We start from the raw sequence: 14,015 nt of genomic DNA on the forward strand, positions 1-14,015 counted from the left end.
GGCAGCGGCGACCTGCTCAGCGAGCGCCTGCTCACGGCCGGCCATGTGCTGGTCGAGCGCCGCATCGTCGCCGACGATATCTATCGTATCCGGGCGGTGGTCAGCGACTGGATCGCCCGCGAGGATATCCAGGCGGTGCTGGTCAACGGTGGCACGGGGTTCACGGTGCGTGACACCACGCCGGAAGCGTTGGCGCCGCTGTTCGACAAGACCATCGATGGCTATGGCGAGTTGTTCCGTCAGCGCTCTTACGCGACGATCGGTGGCTCAACGATGCAGTCCCGTGCGGTGGCCGGCGTGGCCAACCGCAGCCTGGTGTTCGCCATGCCCGGATCGCCCAGGGCCTGCGCCACCGCCTGGGATGATATTATCGCGGCACAACTGGATGCGCGCACCCGGCCCTGCAACTTCGTGGCCATGGTGCTGCCGGATAGCCAGCACTGTGCCAGCCGCTCCACCGAAATAGCGCAGGAGGTCAGCGTATGAACTGTGGTTGTGCGGACAATCCCACCACCGGTCTGCTCGATCTATGGGACGCTCGCGCCCGGCTGATCGACGCCGCCATGCCGCTCATGGACAGCGAGACGTTGCCGCTTTCTCGAGCAGTGGGGCGCGTGTTGGCGACACCCGCCCTGGCGGCCCTGGACCTGCCCGGCGAAGATAACAGCGCCATGGATGGCTATGCCATGCGCCTGGCCGACCTTGAACAGAGCCAGCGCCAGGGAGACGGCCTGCCGGTGCTGATACGCGTTCCCGCCGGTGCCGGAGTGATGAGCCTGCCAAGTGACGGTTGTGCGCGCATCTTCACCGGGGCTCCCGTGCCCCAGGGAGCCGATGTCGTGGTTCCCCAGGAACGTGTTCACTGCGATGAGCAGGGGCGGATACATGTCACTCAGGAAGTCACGCTCGGTGCCAATATTCGCCGCCGTGGGGAGGAAGCCCGTCATGGCGACCTGGTGCTGGCGGCGGGTGAGCGGTTGAGTCCGGCGGCCATCGGCTTGCTTGCCAGCCATGGCATTGCCGAGGTCGTCGTGAAGCGGCGGTTACGGGTGGCGCTGCTATCCACGGGTGATGAGCTGATCGAGCCGGGCACGCCACGCGCCCCCGGCCAGGTGTACAACAGTAATGCGGCCATGCTGAAAGCCTTGCTGGCGGAGCAGGGCTGTGAGGTGGTGGATAAAGGCATCATTGCCGATACCGCCGAAGCCTTGAGGACGGCGTTGAGCCAGGCACGTGACAGCGCCGACATGGTGATCTGCACCGGCGGCGTCTCGGTCGGCGAGGAAGACCATGTGCGGCCAGTGCTGGATGCCTTGGGCAGCCTGCATTTCCATGGCATAGCGCTCAAGCCCGGCAAGCCTTTCACCTTCGGCACCCTGCACGATGCTAGCGCCGCCGATGTGCCGTTGATCGGCCTGCCGGGCAATCCCGTGGCCTCGCTGGTGGGCTGGCAGTTGCTCACCTTACCGTTCGTGCAGGGCCTGCAGGGGCGAACACCGCATCGGCTGGAACGTTTTACCGTCAAGGCCGGTTTTGCGCATCGCGCCAATCGCCAACGCTACGAATGCCTGCGAGTGGTGCTGGAGGATGCCGAGCATGGACCGGTGGCGTTGCTGGCAGGTGGCCAGGGGTCGCACATGTTGAGCGCCGCGGCGGTGGCCCACGGTTACCTGATCATAGATCCACGCAGTGAGGTGAAAAAAGGCGATGACGTTACCTATTGTCCCAGCAGCCAATTCCTCACCTGAGGGGCCGCCGACGGCAACCGACCTGCGGGAGCTGATCCATGAGAGGCATCGTTGAACCTGGCGAACACGTCAAGCTCTATGAGCATGGCTTTCGCAAGCGGTACGGAATGCTCTATGGTGAGGGCGAAGAGACTGAAGTTTCAGCTGAAGTCGGTGAGCTGATCGCCCGGCTGCAGGTGCATACGGAGAATACCCAATGAGTGTCCTGGTTGACGGCTTCGGCCGCACGATTCGTTATGTTCGGTTATCGGTGACCGACCGTTGTGATTTTCGCTGTGTTTATTGCATGGCCGAGGAGATGACCTTCCTGCCACGCGCTCAAGTGCTGACCCTTGAGGAAATCGCCACGGTATCGCAAGCCTTCGTCGAGCTGGGCGTGGAGAAGATCCGTCTCACCGGCGGCGAGCCGCTGGTGCGCCAGGGGATCGAAACGCTGGTCGAGTCGATTGGTCGCCTTGAAGGGCTGCGTGATTTTGCAATGACCACCAATGGCAGCGGTCTGGTCAAGCATGCCAAGGCACTGCACCAGGGTGGCCTTGCCCGGCTCAACATCAGCCTCGATTCCCTGGTGCCCGAGCGCTTCCGGGCACTCACGCGCACCGGCGACCTCAAGCGGGTCATTGACGGCATCCGTGCCGCCCGCGAGGCGGGCTTTACCCGCATCAAGCTCAACGCCGTGATTCTCAAGGGGCGCAATGACGACGAAATTCTCGATCTGGTCGACTTCGCCCGCAACGAAAACGTGGACATCAGCTTTATCGAGGAAATGCCGCTGGGGCAGGTGAGTGAGCACGATCGTGCCGAGACATTCTGTTCCAGTGACGAGGTGCGCAGCATCATCGAAGCTGAGCACGCGCTGTTACCCACCACCGAAACCACCCTGGGGCCGTCACGCTACTACCGGATGGCCGACAGTGAATCGCGCATCGGTTTTATCTCACCGCACAGCCACAATTTCTGCGAGGCCTGCAACCGGGTACGGGTGACCGCCGAGGGGCGCTTGCTGCTGTGCCTGGGGAACGAGCATTCGGTCGATTTGCGCAGCGTGATACGCCGCCATCCCGGTGACCTGGAACGCCTCAAGGCCGCGATTGTCGATGCCATGCGCTTCAAGCCCGAACGCCATCATTTCACCACCGACGGCGATGTGCAGGTGGTGCGCTTCATGAACATGACGGGCGGCTGAGAGCCCGGGTTATTTAACGGTGATGTTGTTTTCCACCGCATTCACCTGTTCATGGTCTCGTGCAATGGCCTCAGCCCGTTCGCGTTGCTGCGAGGTCTCGACGAAACCGCTCAGGATGGCTCGGTCGCCCTCCAGATCGACGTCGATGGCCGAACCGGCCAGATCCGATGCTTCAAGAAGTCGGGCCTTGATCTGCACCGCTTCAGCCGAATCCTGCTGCTCGAGCCTGGCGGATTCCTTGACCGGCGTGTCGGCGCAGCCGACCAGAAGCCCGGTTATGAGAACGCTCCCCATCATCAGGGTGTCGAACCAGTGGCGTTGACGCATTATTCGATGCCCCCCTCGTCCATGGCTTCGCGAGCACGACTGATCAATCCTTGGCAATATTCCATGTTGGGGCCTGCGCCAACGTCCACCAGCGGCAAGAGGGCGGTAATGGGACCGGCAAGGGCGCCAAGCGCCGCGCTGGCACCGGCGCGCATCACAAGGTTTTCACGGTGCACACCCGTTTCGATGCTATCGAAGGTACCGCCCAGATGAAGCGGTGAACGTCCGACGAAGACGCTGGGGTCCTTGGGGTGGGCGATGATGCTAATATCCAGGCGCTCCGTGTTCAGGTCCACCTGGCCGCCGACAGTGAACGTGGTGTCGTCGGTGTCCACTACGAAAGTATCCAGTTGGGTAACGCCGTCTCTCGCCTGGAGGTCGGCGTAAGCGCAATCGATGGGGATGGGGTCGCGTCCCCGTAGCCAACTCAGAAACGTTTGGCCGGCATCAAGCCCGGCGATCTCCACAAGCAAGGCTTCGAGTCTTCCTCCGGTCATCAGCAAGACCACGCCACCATCGGCGGAGGCCAGTAGTTCCGCAATCGATGCACCTTCAATCCAGAGCTTGCCGCGGCCTCCGATGATGCCGACACTGTCGTCAGCCAGGTCCCAGTTGCGTAGCGCATCGCTGAGATCCACTCCCTGGACTTCCACCTGCATCGTACCGCTGGGGGGTTGGGTGCCGGCATCCAGATCGAGGGTGAGATCGACACTTCCCTCACCCACGCCGAAACCCACAGGATCGAACTGTCCGCGCCCGTCCTGAAGAGCAAAGTCGATGACCACGTTGCTTAATGGAATATCCCCGGCACGCACGGATTGCCCCCGGTAGCTTACATCCGCGGATACCCCTTGCCATGCATCGGTGATGATGGGTGCATCGGGCAGGACGAAACGATCATCGGCTTGGATTTCCTCCGGCGTTACTCCGGCGAGAAAGCCCAGGTCCGCGATATCGAGATGCTCGGAGCTCAGCTCTCCGCGCAGGTGAGGCGGCGTGGTGTCGGTGTCGAGTGCCAGGCGCCCATTGAGATCACTGTCGCCGATCAATCCCTGCATATCGGTAAAGGTCCAACGCTGGTTTTCCAAGTCCAGGCCTCCCGATACCGAATAGGGTGGGAGCTGCGGCAGCGCGAAGCCTAGCAGGCGGCTCAGGCGTTGTGGATTCGGTCCTTCCAGAGCGAGTTCGAGATTCAGCCCTTCCAGCGCAAGGGGACGTAGAAGTGTGCCTTCCAGGCTGATTTGTGTGTCGACGATATCCGCCTCGAGATCCACCGCATAGGGGCGGTCCGGGTCACGGGCATTGAGCAGGGGGTCGCCTCGTAGACTGAGCGAGGCCGGTGCGCCATCGTAGCGACCGTTACCTTGCATTTGGAACGTTTGCGCCCCGGTGGCAGGACCTTGGGTTTCAAGGCTCAGGGTCAGTCGGGTGTCGGCCTGTGGGTCACTGAAACGCAGCTCCGAAGGCTCGAAGCTCAGACGGCCGATGAACGGCAACAGCAGATCATCGCGTCTGTCGTCGGGGAGCGTTTCATTCATTGCCATGTGCAGTTCCCCGGATACTCTGCCAAGCCGGTCTTCGATGGGCGTGAAAGTGTCGCCCAGTCTGGCCAGAGAAATGTCGTCTAGATCGACGTCCAGGCGCCCGGAAGCGGCTGGCTGCGTCATGTCCAGTGCAAGGCTAGCGGCAACTGATCCTCCACCCAGGCGAAACTGGAGAGGCTCTGCCTGTAGCCTGCCTTCTTCCAGTTCAGCGTCCAGCGCAAGCTCGTTCAGCTCGAGCCCGTTGGGTAACACCAACGTATTGGTGTTTAGCTCCAGCTGTCCATCGAAGCTGCGTAACGCGGCCAATGGGGAGTCGTCCTGTTCTTCATCAGCCTGGGCTTCATCGTCCGACGCTTGAGTAGTAGCGGAAATCAACTGGGCAATATCGATGCGCCCGGCATCCAGCTCGACGTTCACTGCCGGGCGTTCGGTAGTGAGAACTTCAACGTTTCCGCTGACATTGGTCGAGCCTATCTCACCGTCAATTCTGGTGGCGCTCCATTGTTCATGATCACGGCTCAAGCGGCCCGCGAGACGAAACTCGGGCAAAGGGGGCAAAACCGGGCCGGTCCAGTTTTCCAGCGCCTGGCCGCTTTCCGCGTCGAGGACCACATCCGCTTCAAGCGTCTGAGGCGCCAAAATCGAAGCCAGGGTAGTGTCCGCCTGAGCGAACAAGTCGTTTGAGGTGGCTTCAGCTTCAAGCGGGTAATCCTGTTGCAGCGAGCCATCTTCCAGGTCGACCAGACTGGGTAGCGCAGCGCCCCTGACCTGCATGTCCAGCGGCTTGTCGCGGAAGGTGCCATTCACATTCAACCGCAGCCGTGGCGGCTCTTGCTCGCCGGTGGTCTCGAGTGTCGCCTCGAGGTCGCTGCCGGCCTCGGCGTTGCGATAAGCCAGGTGGGCATTGTCGATACGCAACTGGGCAAGCAGCGTATCGAGCTCGAACGTCGGGCGTTGCTCGAGTGGCCGAAGCTCAAGAGAGAGTTCGGCGTCCAGAGTGTCGCCAGCGGGCAGGGCACTATTCAGCTCCGTCATGTCCAGGTTTTGCAGGTTGATCTGCGCCGCTGCGGCAACTTTTTCAGGGCTGCTGGTCAGGCTTGCCTCGGCCTCGACATTGCCGGCTGCAATGTCGAAGGTCAGGGGTTCAAGCGCAACGGAGTGCTCAGCAAGCTGCACCTGAGTTTGAATGTTCTCAAGCTGTGTCTGTTCCAATATCAAGCGGTCTATGGACAGAGCGGTTTCTCCGCGTAAATCGGGTAGCACGGGCACGGAGAGGCCCGTTTGCACCTCGGGTTCCGGCAAGACCGCGCGTAAAGCCGCGACATCGAGCTGTGACGACTGTAGTTGGCCGTCAATACTTGGCACTTTACCGGCGGTATCCATCGTCAGTTCACCGGTTATCTGGCTCTCGGCGATTGCTGTGTCGATGTCGTGTAATCGCCATTCGCTGTCTTGACGCTCCAGACGTGCCGCTATCTCGAGGCTATCCAGCTCGAACTGAGGTAGTTCCAGCCACTGTGCCCAGTCGGCGAGATTGTGCAGGCTGAGCTCTCCATTCGCCTCTAATCGATCTAATACCGGCGCTTGGGGAACCTCGAATGTGCTGGTGAACTGGCTCTCGCCGGAGCTGAGCGTAAACTCGCCACCGAATGCCTGGGCATCGTCGATGAAGGCCTCGATGGGGTCAGTTTGTGCTTGCAGTTCAAAGCGTCGTTGCTGAAATGTCAGTGTCGCCTGGGTGTGCAAGGTTTCGTCATCCGCTTGCATCTGCAGCGATGAAACGGAGAGTTCGAGCGGAGTGTCGGCCTCGGCAGTCCAGTAACGCACCTCTGAGTCGGATAGCGAGAGGTTGCGGATATCCAAAGACGAAGGGGTACCTTCGTCGGTTGCTTGCCGATTGGCTTGTGCGTCATCAAACATCCAGTTGGCGGGAGCCTCAGCACGTCGCTCCAGATTCAGGGTCGAGCCGGCAATTTCAATGTTATCCAGCACTACCTCACCTTGGATCAGGTCGCTGAGTGATGGTGAGACACTGACACGCTGTGCCTTGAGCATCTGCGGTGAAACGGCCCATTCGGGGTTGTCGAGCTCGATTTCGTGAAGCGACAGCTGCGGACGAGGAAACAGGCTGATTCCCACATCGCCGTGAATGGCTGTCGAGCGTCCGGTTGCCTCCTCGATATGTTCGGTGATCACGGGCTTTAAAAAATTCCAGGACATCAGTTCCACAGCAGCGACGATAAGCGCCACCAGGATGACCGGGACAAGCCACCACCAACGCAGGAATTTTTTAGCTGGATGTTTCATTGGGTCGGTTACTCTGCAGCGTAAAAATTACGCGTGTCGATACGCGTGGAGTCTGTTGCGACATTTTTCTCAAGTTCACCTTTCCAATAGTCAATGTAGTCGCTGAACCCCGGAACTGCATTTGAACACTTGGCGAAGTTACGGTGGCAAGAAAGCCATTTTTTTGTCTTATCTATATTTTATGAGATTTTTAACAAGCAGTTTGAATTTTCAAGTCATTGAATTTTTAGATCTAACGTTTATTTAATAAGTGAAAATTTGTTTGAAAAAAATAAAGCGCGACTGTTTTTAATTTACAAAGATGGCAGCTAGCTTGATTGCTGTATGGCTTGGTTATGACAACCTGAAAGCTACGCTTGAGTTTCGTCTAATGACTAAAGGAGATGGTCATGTTCAAGAAACTACTCATTACAGCAGCAATTTCGACTGCATTGGCGACTACTGGGCCTGCCATGGCGCAGCAGTGGGAGCAGGATGATCAATGGCAAAATCAAGACCGTAACCGCTACAGCCAGGACAACCAGTGGCGCGAGCAAGACCGTGACCGCTACCAGCAGGATCGTCAGGATAACCGTTGGCGCGATCAGCATCGCCAGGACAATCGCTGGCGCGACGAGGATCGCGATCAATGGCGCGATCAGCACCGCCAGGACAACCGTTGGCGCGACGAGGATCGCAATCAATGGCGCGATCAGCACCGCCAGGACAACCGCTGGCGCGACGAGGAACGCAATCAGTGGCGCGATCAGCGTGATCGCTACCAGCAGGACCGCCAGGACAACCGCTGGCGGGACCAGGACCGAGGCCGCTACCAGCAGGACCGTCAGGATAACCAGTGGCGTGATCAGGATCGCGACCGTTACCAGCAGGATCGCCAGGACAACCGCTGGCGAGATCAGGACCGTAACCGCTATAACCAGAATCGCAACTAAGCCAGTTTAAAGGTAGCCAGTGCTTAATCACAGGCTGCTTCAACTTAAGTGGTTATTCGATTTCCCGGAGGAGCTATGTTTAAAAAATTGATCATCGCGACTGCCGTATCGGCCGCACTTTCTGCAAACATGGCGGTTGCACAACAAGGTAGCCACAGCGATGGCTACGGTTACGATAATAACCAAAGAAGCCAGCAAAGCTATCAATCAAGGGATAACCAGGATCGTCAGCAATATCGCGACGACCGCTACGGCGGTGATTACGATCAAAGGGATAGGCAGCGCAACCAGCCGTGGGAGGATCAGCGCCGTCAATACCGAAGCGATAGCAATGGCTATGATGATTACGGTCGAAGAGACCCGCAGCGTAGCCGGCCCTGGGATGAGCAAGACCGTCAGCAATATCGGCGCGATAGCGACAGGTATGGCCAGGATAAGAGAGATCAACAGAGCCGCCGGTATGACCAATCGCAAGGTCGCAACCCGGAAGATGCCCACACATTCTTGCAAGGTTACCTCGAGGGTAAGGAAGAAGGGCTTGAGCAGGGCCTAATGAGAGGCTACCGCCAGGGCTATGTACAGGGGTTGCAAGATGCCGCCCGCAGTCGGAGCGCAAGCGGCAATCAGCAAGGTGCCACCAACCAACGCAACATGCGGGACCCCGACAGCCAGACTCCGCCAACCCCCGTGGGGACAGAAGACACCGAAGGTCCGGCCGCGATGCTGAATTCGAGTTCGGAAGACCAAAACGATACGGAAACGGAGGATACGGAAACAGAGGATACGGACACTGAGCAAGACTGACGAAGCTCTGGTGGGTGAAACCAAAGGTGCATGCTATCCATGCACCTTTTTCAGCAGTGCTTGCGGTTAATGCTATGCCTGAGGCGCAGGTGCGCCCGCAGGCGACGAGCGAGGATATCTACCCCGATGTTGAGCAAGGCGGTGATCAGGATCAGCAGTATGGCGCGGTCGAAGCGAATTTCCTGAATGGCGCTGTCGACGTAAAAGCCCAGGGTGGCAATGCCCAGGATGCCGAGAATCGCCGTCTCGCGCATGATGATTTCCCAGCGATAGAAAAGTAACCCCATGAAGGGGCCGTAGACCCGGGGGGTGATCTCATAGGCGTAGCGGTTGAAGCCCTTTGGAGCATCCTGGCGCAGTTGAATTGCGTTGCTGCGCCTGCCCACCAGATGGCCGATGATGCCGCCGTTATGCAGCGCCAGCGCCACCACGGCGGGCAGCATGGAAGGCCCCCATAGCTGCAACAGGATGAAGGCCAATAGATATTCCGGGGTGGCGCGCATCACCACCAGAATTACATGGCCGCAAGTTACGCTGAGCTTTCCGGTGAAGTGGCGTGAAATCAATGGAAACAACGCCATGGCGAGTATTCCGGTCAGCGCCAAGGCTATCTGGGTGAGCAGCAGGGTATTCCAGATGCCTGGCAGCGCCTGGTTGAGCATAAGCTCACCGAGCCAGGGCAACAGCCCCTCGATGCCTTCACCCTGGCGAAGCGGGGCGGGAACGATGTCCTGAGTGAAGAAACGCGAGACGTTGCTCCACATGATGGGAAGGCCGGTGCCCAGACAGAAGGGCGCTACGATCAGGTATAAGGGCAGCAACCGAGGGCGAACCCAGAACCGCAAGGTGCCGATCAGGAGGTAGAACAGAATCAACAAGGCGCCGACGGTGTTGTAGTGGCCTTGGGCAAAAGCGCCCGCCAGGTGAAAGCCGAGAGTGGGCATGCCGACGAAGCCGATCACCGCGCTCGAACGCAAGCCGCATTCCAGCCGGTAGGACGTGTAGCTGACCAGATGTGGCCAGGCCTGGCTGATTCGGCTGTAAATCAGCGCCGAGAACCGCCCGACTCGATGGGGCAAGGTGCGGGTGGGTTCGGGGTCGGTCTCGTCGAGAATTTCCGCGTACACCTTGGCGAAAATACCCGCATAGGGAATGGCGATGGCCAGCACCCCGGTAATGGGGTGCAGGCCGAAGCTCTGCAGAAAGATCAATGCCCAGAACAGCTCGTGAATCGCCCGGATGAATGCGCAGAAGGTGCGCACCCAGAGATGTTGAAAGGCAAGCGCCAGCAGAAAGCCGGCACCGGCGCCCAGCCCCACCCCGACAAAGGCGAAGGCCAAGGTACGCAGGATCGCCTCGCCGAGAAAGTCGACGCGTGACAGGTCCGGCTGAACCAGACCCATGAAGAGACGCCCGAGCGCCTGCCAGGGAGCGTGCGTGCTGATTTCGAAATCGCCGAGTAACAAGCATGCCAGCGCGAGCGCTATCAGGCTCAGGCTGACACGTGCGGTCGGGGTCAAGGGCATCAGTAGAGCGGCATGAGATCGGCGGTGGTCAGCGTCCGACTGGGAGCATCCACGGCGATGGCGCCATCCTGTATACCGATGACCCGGGTGCAAAAATGCAGCGCCAGGTCGAGATCGTGCATGGCCAGCACCGACATCGAATAAGTGGCGAGCAACGCCCGGATGACGCTTTCTGCCTGAGGGCCGTCCAGCGCCGAGACGGGTTCGTCGGCCAGCAGTATCCGGCCCTGTTGATAGAGCACCCGGGCAGCGGCGACGCGCTGGCGCTGCCCGCCTGAGAGTTCACCGCAGGGCGTCCAGCGCTTTTCTTGAATACCGAGCTGAGTGAGCAGAGCGTCGATCTCGGCGATATCACCTTTCAAGGGGCGGGCCAGGGTAAGCAGATTACGCCACCAGGGATGGCGGTCCAGGCGTCCCATATAGACGTTGTGAAACACCGAAAGATTGGCGACCAGCCCCAGGTCCTGGGGCATCAGCGCTGCGCCTTGCGCATGCCAGTGATCGTACATTACCGCGAGCAGGCTCGACTTGCCGGCGCCGCTCTTGCCCACCAGCGCCAGATGTTCGCCGGGCGCAAGGCGCAGGTTCAGGGGGCCGAGCACGCGCTCCTCGCCGTAGTCGGCGACAGCATTTTTCAAGGCAAAGGTGGGCAAGGCAGTGGCCATCAGTCGAGCAGGTCGAGCTGGCGAGCGACCTCGACAAGCTCCTGGTAGTCGGCGTTTTCCGCAGGAATGAAGCCGCTGCGCGGGAAGCTTGCCAGGAGTTCGGGGTCGTCCATGTCGATCAGCGCCCGTTGCAGGCGCTGAGTGAAACCTTCGCCAAAGCGCGCATCGACGTCGCCACGTACCGTCCATTGATAGTCGGGATAAGTGGGCGTTTCCCAGATCACCTGGACCTGATCGAGATTGACAGCGCCGCTTGCCACTTCATTTTCCCACGCCTTGTAGCTGACCACGCCGGCCTGATAGGCACCCGATTGCACCAGGGAAATAGTGCGGCTGTGGTTGCCGCTGAAGCCGACACGCTCGAAAAGTGCCTCGGGCGAGGCGCCCAGGTGCTCACGCAGGAAGTATTCGGGCATCAGGCGGCCGGACGTCGAGCTTTGCGAGCCGAAGCTGAAGGTCACGTCGCGCAGCGCTTGCGGGGCGGTGTCTTCTTCATGGGTCTTGATACCGGTGGCATGGTTGGCGATGAAGTAGCTCTTGTATTCGGGGTCTTCAACGCCCTGGGCGATAGCAATGGAGCCGGGGACCATCTGGCGCGCCTGAACTCCGGTGAAGCCGCCGAACCAGGCGAGCTGTACCTGATTGTTGCGAAAGGCGGTGACGGACGCGGCGTAGGAGGTGACCGGGATAAAGCGTACATCCACGTCGAGCGCCTCGGAAAGATAGCCGGCGACGCTCTGAAAGCGTTCCTGCAAACGGGTCTCGTCTTCATCGGGAATGGCGGTGAACACCAAGGTATTGGCGACAGCCAAGGGGGCGGCCGCCAGCGTGACAAAGAGAGTGACGAAGAGGGTGACAAGCGCCAGTGCGGGGCGACGAGACATGAAGTGTCCTTGAGAGAAGTCAGGGGATTTTTCGGAAGAAGCATACCGCACCGCTTGGCTTGGTGCATGGCTGTACTTTGCGTTACTCCTTTTCCTGCCGAAGCAGCGCGAGTTCCGTGCCGGTAATACAGATCACCAGCCAGATAAGGCCCGCGGAGAATCCGGCGATCACATCACTGAAGTAGTGCACCTGCAGGGCAATCCTGCTGGCGCCGATCAGCAATACCACCGCGACGAAGAACAGGATGGCCGGAATCCGCCAGGGTGTTTTTCGCTTGCGAAGTAAAAGGTAGGCAAACATGCCGTAACCGAAGGTAGCCCCCATGGCATGGCCGCTGGGGAAGGCCCAGCCGTGGGCGGCGATCAAGGGTTCCATTACCTCGGGGCGCTCACGCTGAATTAGCTCTTTAAGCACCTGGTTGAACAGCGCCCCGCCTAGCAGGGTCAGCGTCCAGGCGATGAAGGTTACCCATTGCCGCTTCACTAACAGCACTGCGCCCATCAGCAAACCCAATACGACGATGGTGGTGACATCTCCCAGACGGGTCACCGCCGCGAAGATTTGCAGCGTCGTGGCCGAGATACGCCGCTGTAACGCATCCACCAGTGCGAGATCGAACGTGACCACCTCGTCACTTTCCCAAAGCGCTTCGATCAATTCACTGAAGGTTAAAAGGGCGATAACCAGCAAGGCGAAAAAAACGGCGATATGCACCCCCAGATAAGCGAGGGGGAAGATGCGCTGCTTTACAAAATCATCAAGGCGAGGGTAACGCCTAAAAAATTTCTCGGCCAATTTCTCACCGCCCGCTCTTTGCCAAAGCCCATACAGTGTGTGATACAGGCTTACTTTGTAGCGTACAAACCCATACAGTATCAGACCGATGACAGCGGATAAGCCAAGCACTAAACCCACCACTATCGGCAAGGCATAGTCGGCAATGTATTCGGCTAATGAGGGCATGAGTCATCCTTGAATTGGACCACTGGTTATCTTGTGCTTGCGATTATAGCCATTATCGAAAGCGGCTTTCCGGTGGAGTGTTTGCTTGAAGCGTTCAAGTGGCTAAGCTAAACGAGTCAGCTTATTCATCTCTTGGTTTCAATATTCTTCTATAGAAGGGCAATTACATGTCAAAACAGGAACTTCCCTCTGGTGCCGGCCAGGTGGCCGAGCAGTACCCTGATGTCTGGAATGCCTATGCAGCGTTGGGCAAGGCATGTGCCGATATTGGCCCGTTGGATGAACGCACCCGCCGCCTGGTAAAACTGGCATTGTCTGTGGGCGCAGGCTCTGAAGGCGCGGTACACTCTCATGTAAGGCGCGGCCTGGAAGAAGGCGAGTCACCGGAAGCGCTGAAGCAGGTAGCCATATTGGCCATTCCCACCTTGGGGCTGCCTAGTGGCGTTGCCGCTCTGACCTGGATCGAGGATATCACTGACTAGAAATGCTAGTCAGGCTCGATGACAAACAGTCCGCGCATCAATGTCTCGACGATGGCGTCACGTTCTTCGGCAAGCGAATATTGCTCAATGTCTTGCAGCCAGTCGAAACAGGCGCCGATCAGGAGCATATGAAACTGACGTCGGGCGCTGGTCGGGGTTAGGCCGGCGCGCAGCGTGCCTTGCTGCTTGGCCGCTTCGAAAAGTTGCTCCACCCGGGTTTGGGCATGCTGGGAGAGTCGCGTGATGACGCTGATCCGGGGGTGGTAGTCTTCAAGCTTTTCGCAGCGGTGAAAGACGATGGTGGAGACGCGCTGCAGTTGTCGATCGTCGTGCATCCTTTTCAAGGCGCCCAGGGCAATTTGCCGTAACCTATCGGCAGGAAAAGTCGGTGCGCCCTGCTCGGCCAGGTCGACGATTTCATCGATGGGTATACGCACGCGCTCCAAAAGGGCGTCGAAGAGTGCCGCCTTGTCTTCGAAATGCCAGTAAATAGCCCCGCGCGTTACCCCGGCGGCCTTGGCAATGTGCGCCAAGGTAGTGCGCGATACGCCTTGAGCCAGAAAGGTGGCTTCGGCAGCATCGAGAATTGTCTCACGTGTACGTTCGGCTTCTTCCTTTCTTCGAGTCATGACGGCTCCCGGTAAAT

The 14,015-nt window shown here is 59.2% G+C and carries 14 protein-coding genes; 7 read left to right on the forward strand and 7 right to left on the reverse strand.

Translation table 11 applies throughout. The features are described 5' to 3' along the window. The 4 genes from DU506_RS11770 to moaA form a co-directional block, all read left to right on the forward strand. Nucleotides 1-486, forward strand: a 486-nt coding sequence (locus DU506_RS11770; protein ID WP_114487120.1) for a molybdenum cofactor synthesis domain-containing protein, incomplete at its 5' end; no start/stop codon positions are given. Beyond that, nucleotides 483-1,748: a molybdopterin molybdotransferase MoeA gene (locus tag DU506_RS11775; protein ID WP_114487121.1), complete on the forward strand. Its 1,266-nt coding sequence runs from the start codon at nt 483-485 to the stop codon at nt 1,746-1,748. The genes DU506_RS11770 and DU506_RS11775, both read left to right, overlap by 4 nt. 38 nt (nt 1,749-1,786) lie before the next feature. Continuing rightward, complete coding sequence (locus DU506_RS21630; protein WP_181870749.1) at nt 1,787-1,948, forward strand: hypothetical protein; 162 nt, start codon at nt 1,787-1,789, stop codon at nt 1,946-1,948. After that, the gene (gene moaA, locus DU506_RS11780) at nt 1,945-2,934 is read left to right on the forward strand and encodes a GTP 3',8-cyclase MoaA (RefSeq protein WP_114487122.1); all 990 of its coding nucleotides are present in this window, start codon (nt 1,945-1,947) and stop codon (nt 2,932-2,934) included. The genes DU506_RS21630 and moaA overlap by 4 nt, the downstream gene beginning before the upstream one ends. 9 nt (nt 2,935-2,943) lie before the next feature. Here moaA and DU506_RS11785 read toward each other — a convergent pair whose 3' ends face one another. Both DU506_RS11785 and DU506_RS11790 read right to left on the reverse strand, forming a co-directional pair. Beyond that, the gene (locus DU506_RS11785) at nt 2,944-3,261 is read right to left on the reverse strand and encodes a BON domain-containing protein (protein WP_114487123.1); all 318 of its coding nucleotides are present in this window, start codon (nt 3,259-3,261) and stop codon (nt 2,944-2,946) included. Then, on the reverse strand, nt 3,261-7,112 hold the full coding sequence (locus DU506_RS11790) for an AsmA family protein (RefSeq protein ID WP_114487124.1): 3,852 nt from the start codon (nt 7,110-7,112) through the stop codon (nt 3,261-3,263). The genes DU506_RS11785 and DU506_RS11790 overlap by 1 nt, the downstream gene beginning before the upstream one ends. Before the next feature lie 389 nt (nt 7,113-7,501). On the opposite strand from DU506_RS11790, the gene DU506_RS11795 reads away from it, so the two are divergent. Beyond that, entirely contained in the window at nt 7,502-8,044 is a 543-nt protein-coding gene (locus DU506_RS11795; RefSeq protein WP_114487125.1) for a hypothetical protein, read from the forward strand. A gap of 75 nt (nt 8,045-8,119) precedes the next feature. Beyond that, nucleotides 8,120-8,848 carry a hypothetical protein gene (locus tag DU506_RS11800; protein ID WP_114487126.1) on the forward strand — a complete coding sequence of 243 codons (729 nt, stop codon included), beginning with the start codon at nt 8,120-8,122 and terminating at the stop codon, nt 8,846-8,848. A gap of 50 nt (nt 8,849-8,898) precedes the next feature. Here the strand turns inward: DU506_RS11800 and DU506_RS11805 are convergent, their stop codons facing one another. The 4 genes from DU506_RS11805 to DU506_RS21950 form a co-directional block, all read right to left on the reverse strand. Further along, complete coding sequence (locus DU506_RS11805; protein ID WP_114487127.1) at nt 8,899-10,374, reverse strand: PhnE/PtxC family ABC transporter permease; 1,476 nt, start codon at nt 10,372-10,374, stop codon at nt 8,899-8,901. Next, nucleotides 10,374-11,039 (reverse strand): ATP-binding cassette domain-containing protein, encoded by a 666-nt coding sequence (locus tag DU506_RS11810; protein WP_114487128.1) that lies wholly within the window; start codon nt 11,037-11,039, stop codon nt 10,374-10,376. Before DU506_RS11810 ends, DU506_RS11805 begins: the two co-directional genes overlap by 1 nt. Then, nucleotides 11,039-11,923 (reverse strand): putative selenate ABC transporter substrate-binding protein, encoded by an 885-nt coding sequence (locus DU506_RS11815; protein WP_114487129.1) that lies wholly within the window; start codon nt 11,921-11,923, stop codon nt 11,039-11,041. The genes DU506_RS11810 and DU506_RS11815 overlap by 1 nt, the downstream gene beginning before the upstream one ends. An 82-nt stretch (nt 11,924-12,005) precedes the next feature. Continuing rightward, on the reverse strand, nt 12,006-12,887 hold the full coding sequence (locus tag DU506_RS21950) for a phosphatase PAP2 family protein (protein WP_114487130.1): 882 nt from the start codon (nt 12,885-12,887) through the stop codon (nt 12,006-12,008). A gap of 167 nt (nt 12,888-13,054) precedes the next feature. On the opposite strand from DU506_RS21950, the gene DU506_RS11825 reads away from it, so the two are divergent. Beyond that, nucleotides 13,055-13,369, forward strand: coding sequence for a carboxymuconolactone decarboxylase family protein (locus tag DU506_RS11825; protein ID WP_114487131.1), 315 nt, complete (start codon nt 13,055-13,057; stop codon nt 13,367-13,369). A 5-nt stretch (nt 13,370-13,374) separates the two neighbouring features. Here DU506_RS11825 and DU506_RS11830 read toward each other — a convergent pair whose 3' ends face one another. Then, a complete protein-coding gene (locus DU506_RS11830) occupies nt 13,375-13,998 on the reverse strand; it encodes a TetR family transcriptional regulator (RefSeq protein WP_114487132.1) in 624 nt (207 codons plus the stop codon). Nucleotides 13,999-14,015: the final 17 nt, after the last annotated feature.

Source organism: Vreelandella rituensis, assembly GCF_003336665.1.
In the GTDB taxonomy this organism is placed as follows: Bacteria; Pseudomonadota; Gammaproteobacteria; order Pseudomonadales; family Halomonadaceae; genus Vreelandella; species Vreelandella rituensis.

Coding starts and splice junctions, on each gene's coding strand:
- moaA (WP_114487122.1), top strand. CDS start 1,945: ATGAGTGTCCTGGTTGACGGCTTCGGCCGCACGATTCGTTATGTTCGG.
- DU506_RS11830 (WP_114487132.1), bottom strand. CDS start 13,998: ATGACTCGAAGAAAGGAAGAAGCCGAACGTACACGTGAGACAATTCTC.
- DU506_RS11810 (WP_114487128.1), bottom strand. CDS start 11,039: ATGGCCACTGCCTTGCCCACCTTTGCCTTGAAAAATGCTGTCGCCGAC.
- DU506_RS11825 (WP_114487131.1), top strand. CDS start 13,055: ATGTCAAAACAGGAACTTCCCTCTGGTGCCGGCCAGGTGGCCGAGCAG.
- DU506_RS11785 (WP_114487123.1), bottom strand. CDS start 3,261: ATGCGTCAACGCCACTGGTTCGACACCCTGATGATGGGGAGCGTTCTC.
- DU506_RS11795 (WP_114487125.1), top strand. CDS start 7,502: ATGTTCAAGAAACTACTCATTACAGCAGCAATTTCGACTGCATTGGCG.
- DU506_RS21630 (WP_181870749.1), top strand. CDS start 1,787: ATGAGAGGCATCGTTGAACCTGGCGAACACGTCAAGCTCTATGAGCAT.
- DU506_RS11775 (WP_114487121.1), top strand. CDS start 483: ATGAACTGTGGTTGTGCGGACAATCCCACCACCGGTCTGCTCGATCTA.
- DU506_RS21950 (WP_114487130.1), bottom strand. CDS start 12,887: ATGCCCTCATTAGCCGAATACATTGCCGACTATGCCTTGCCGATAGTG.
- DU506_RS11800 (WP_114487126.1), top strand. CDS start 8,120: ATGTTTAAAAAATTGATCATCGCGACTGCCGTATCGGCCGCACTTTCT.
- DU506_RS11790 (WP_114487124.1), bottom strand. CDS start 7,112: ATGAAACATCCAGCTAAAAAATTCCTGCGTTGGTGGTGGCTTGTCCCG.
- DU506_RS11815 (WP_114487129.1), bottom strand. CDS start 11,923: ATGTCTCGTCGCCCCGCACTGGCGCTTGTCACCCTCTTCGTCACTCTC.
- DU506_RS11805 (WP_114487127.1), bottom strand. CDS start 10,374: ATGCCCTTGACCCCGACCGCACGTGTCAGCCTGAGCCTGATAGCGCTC.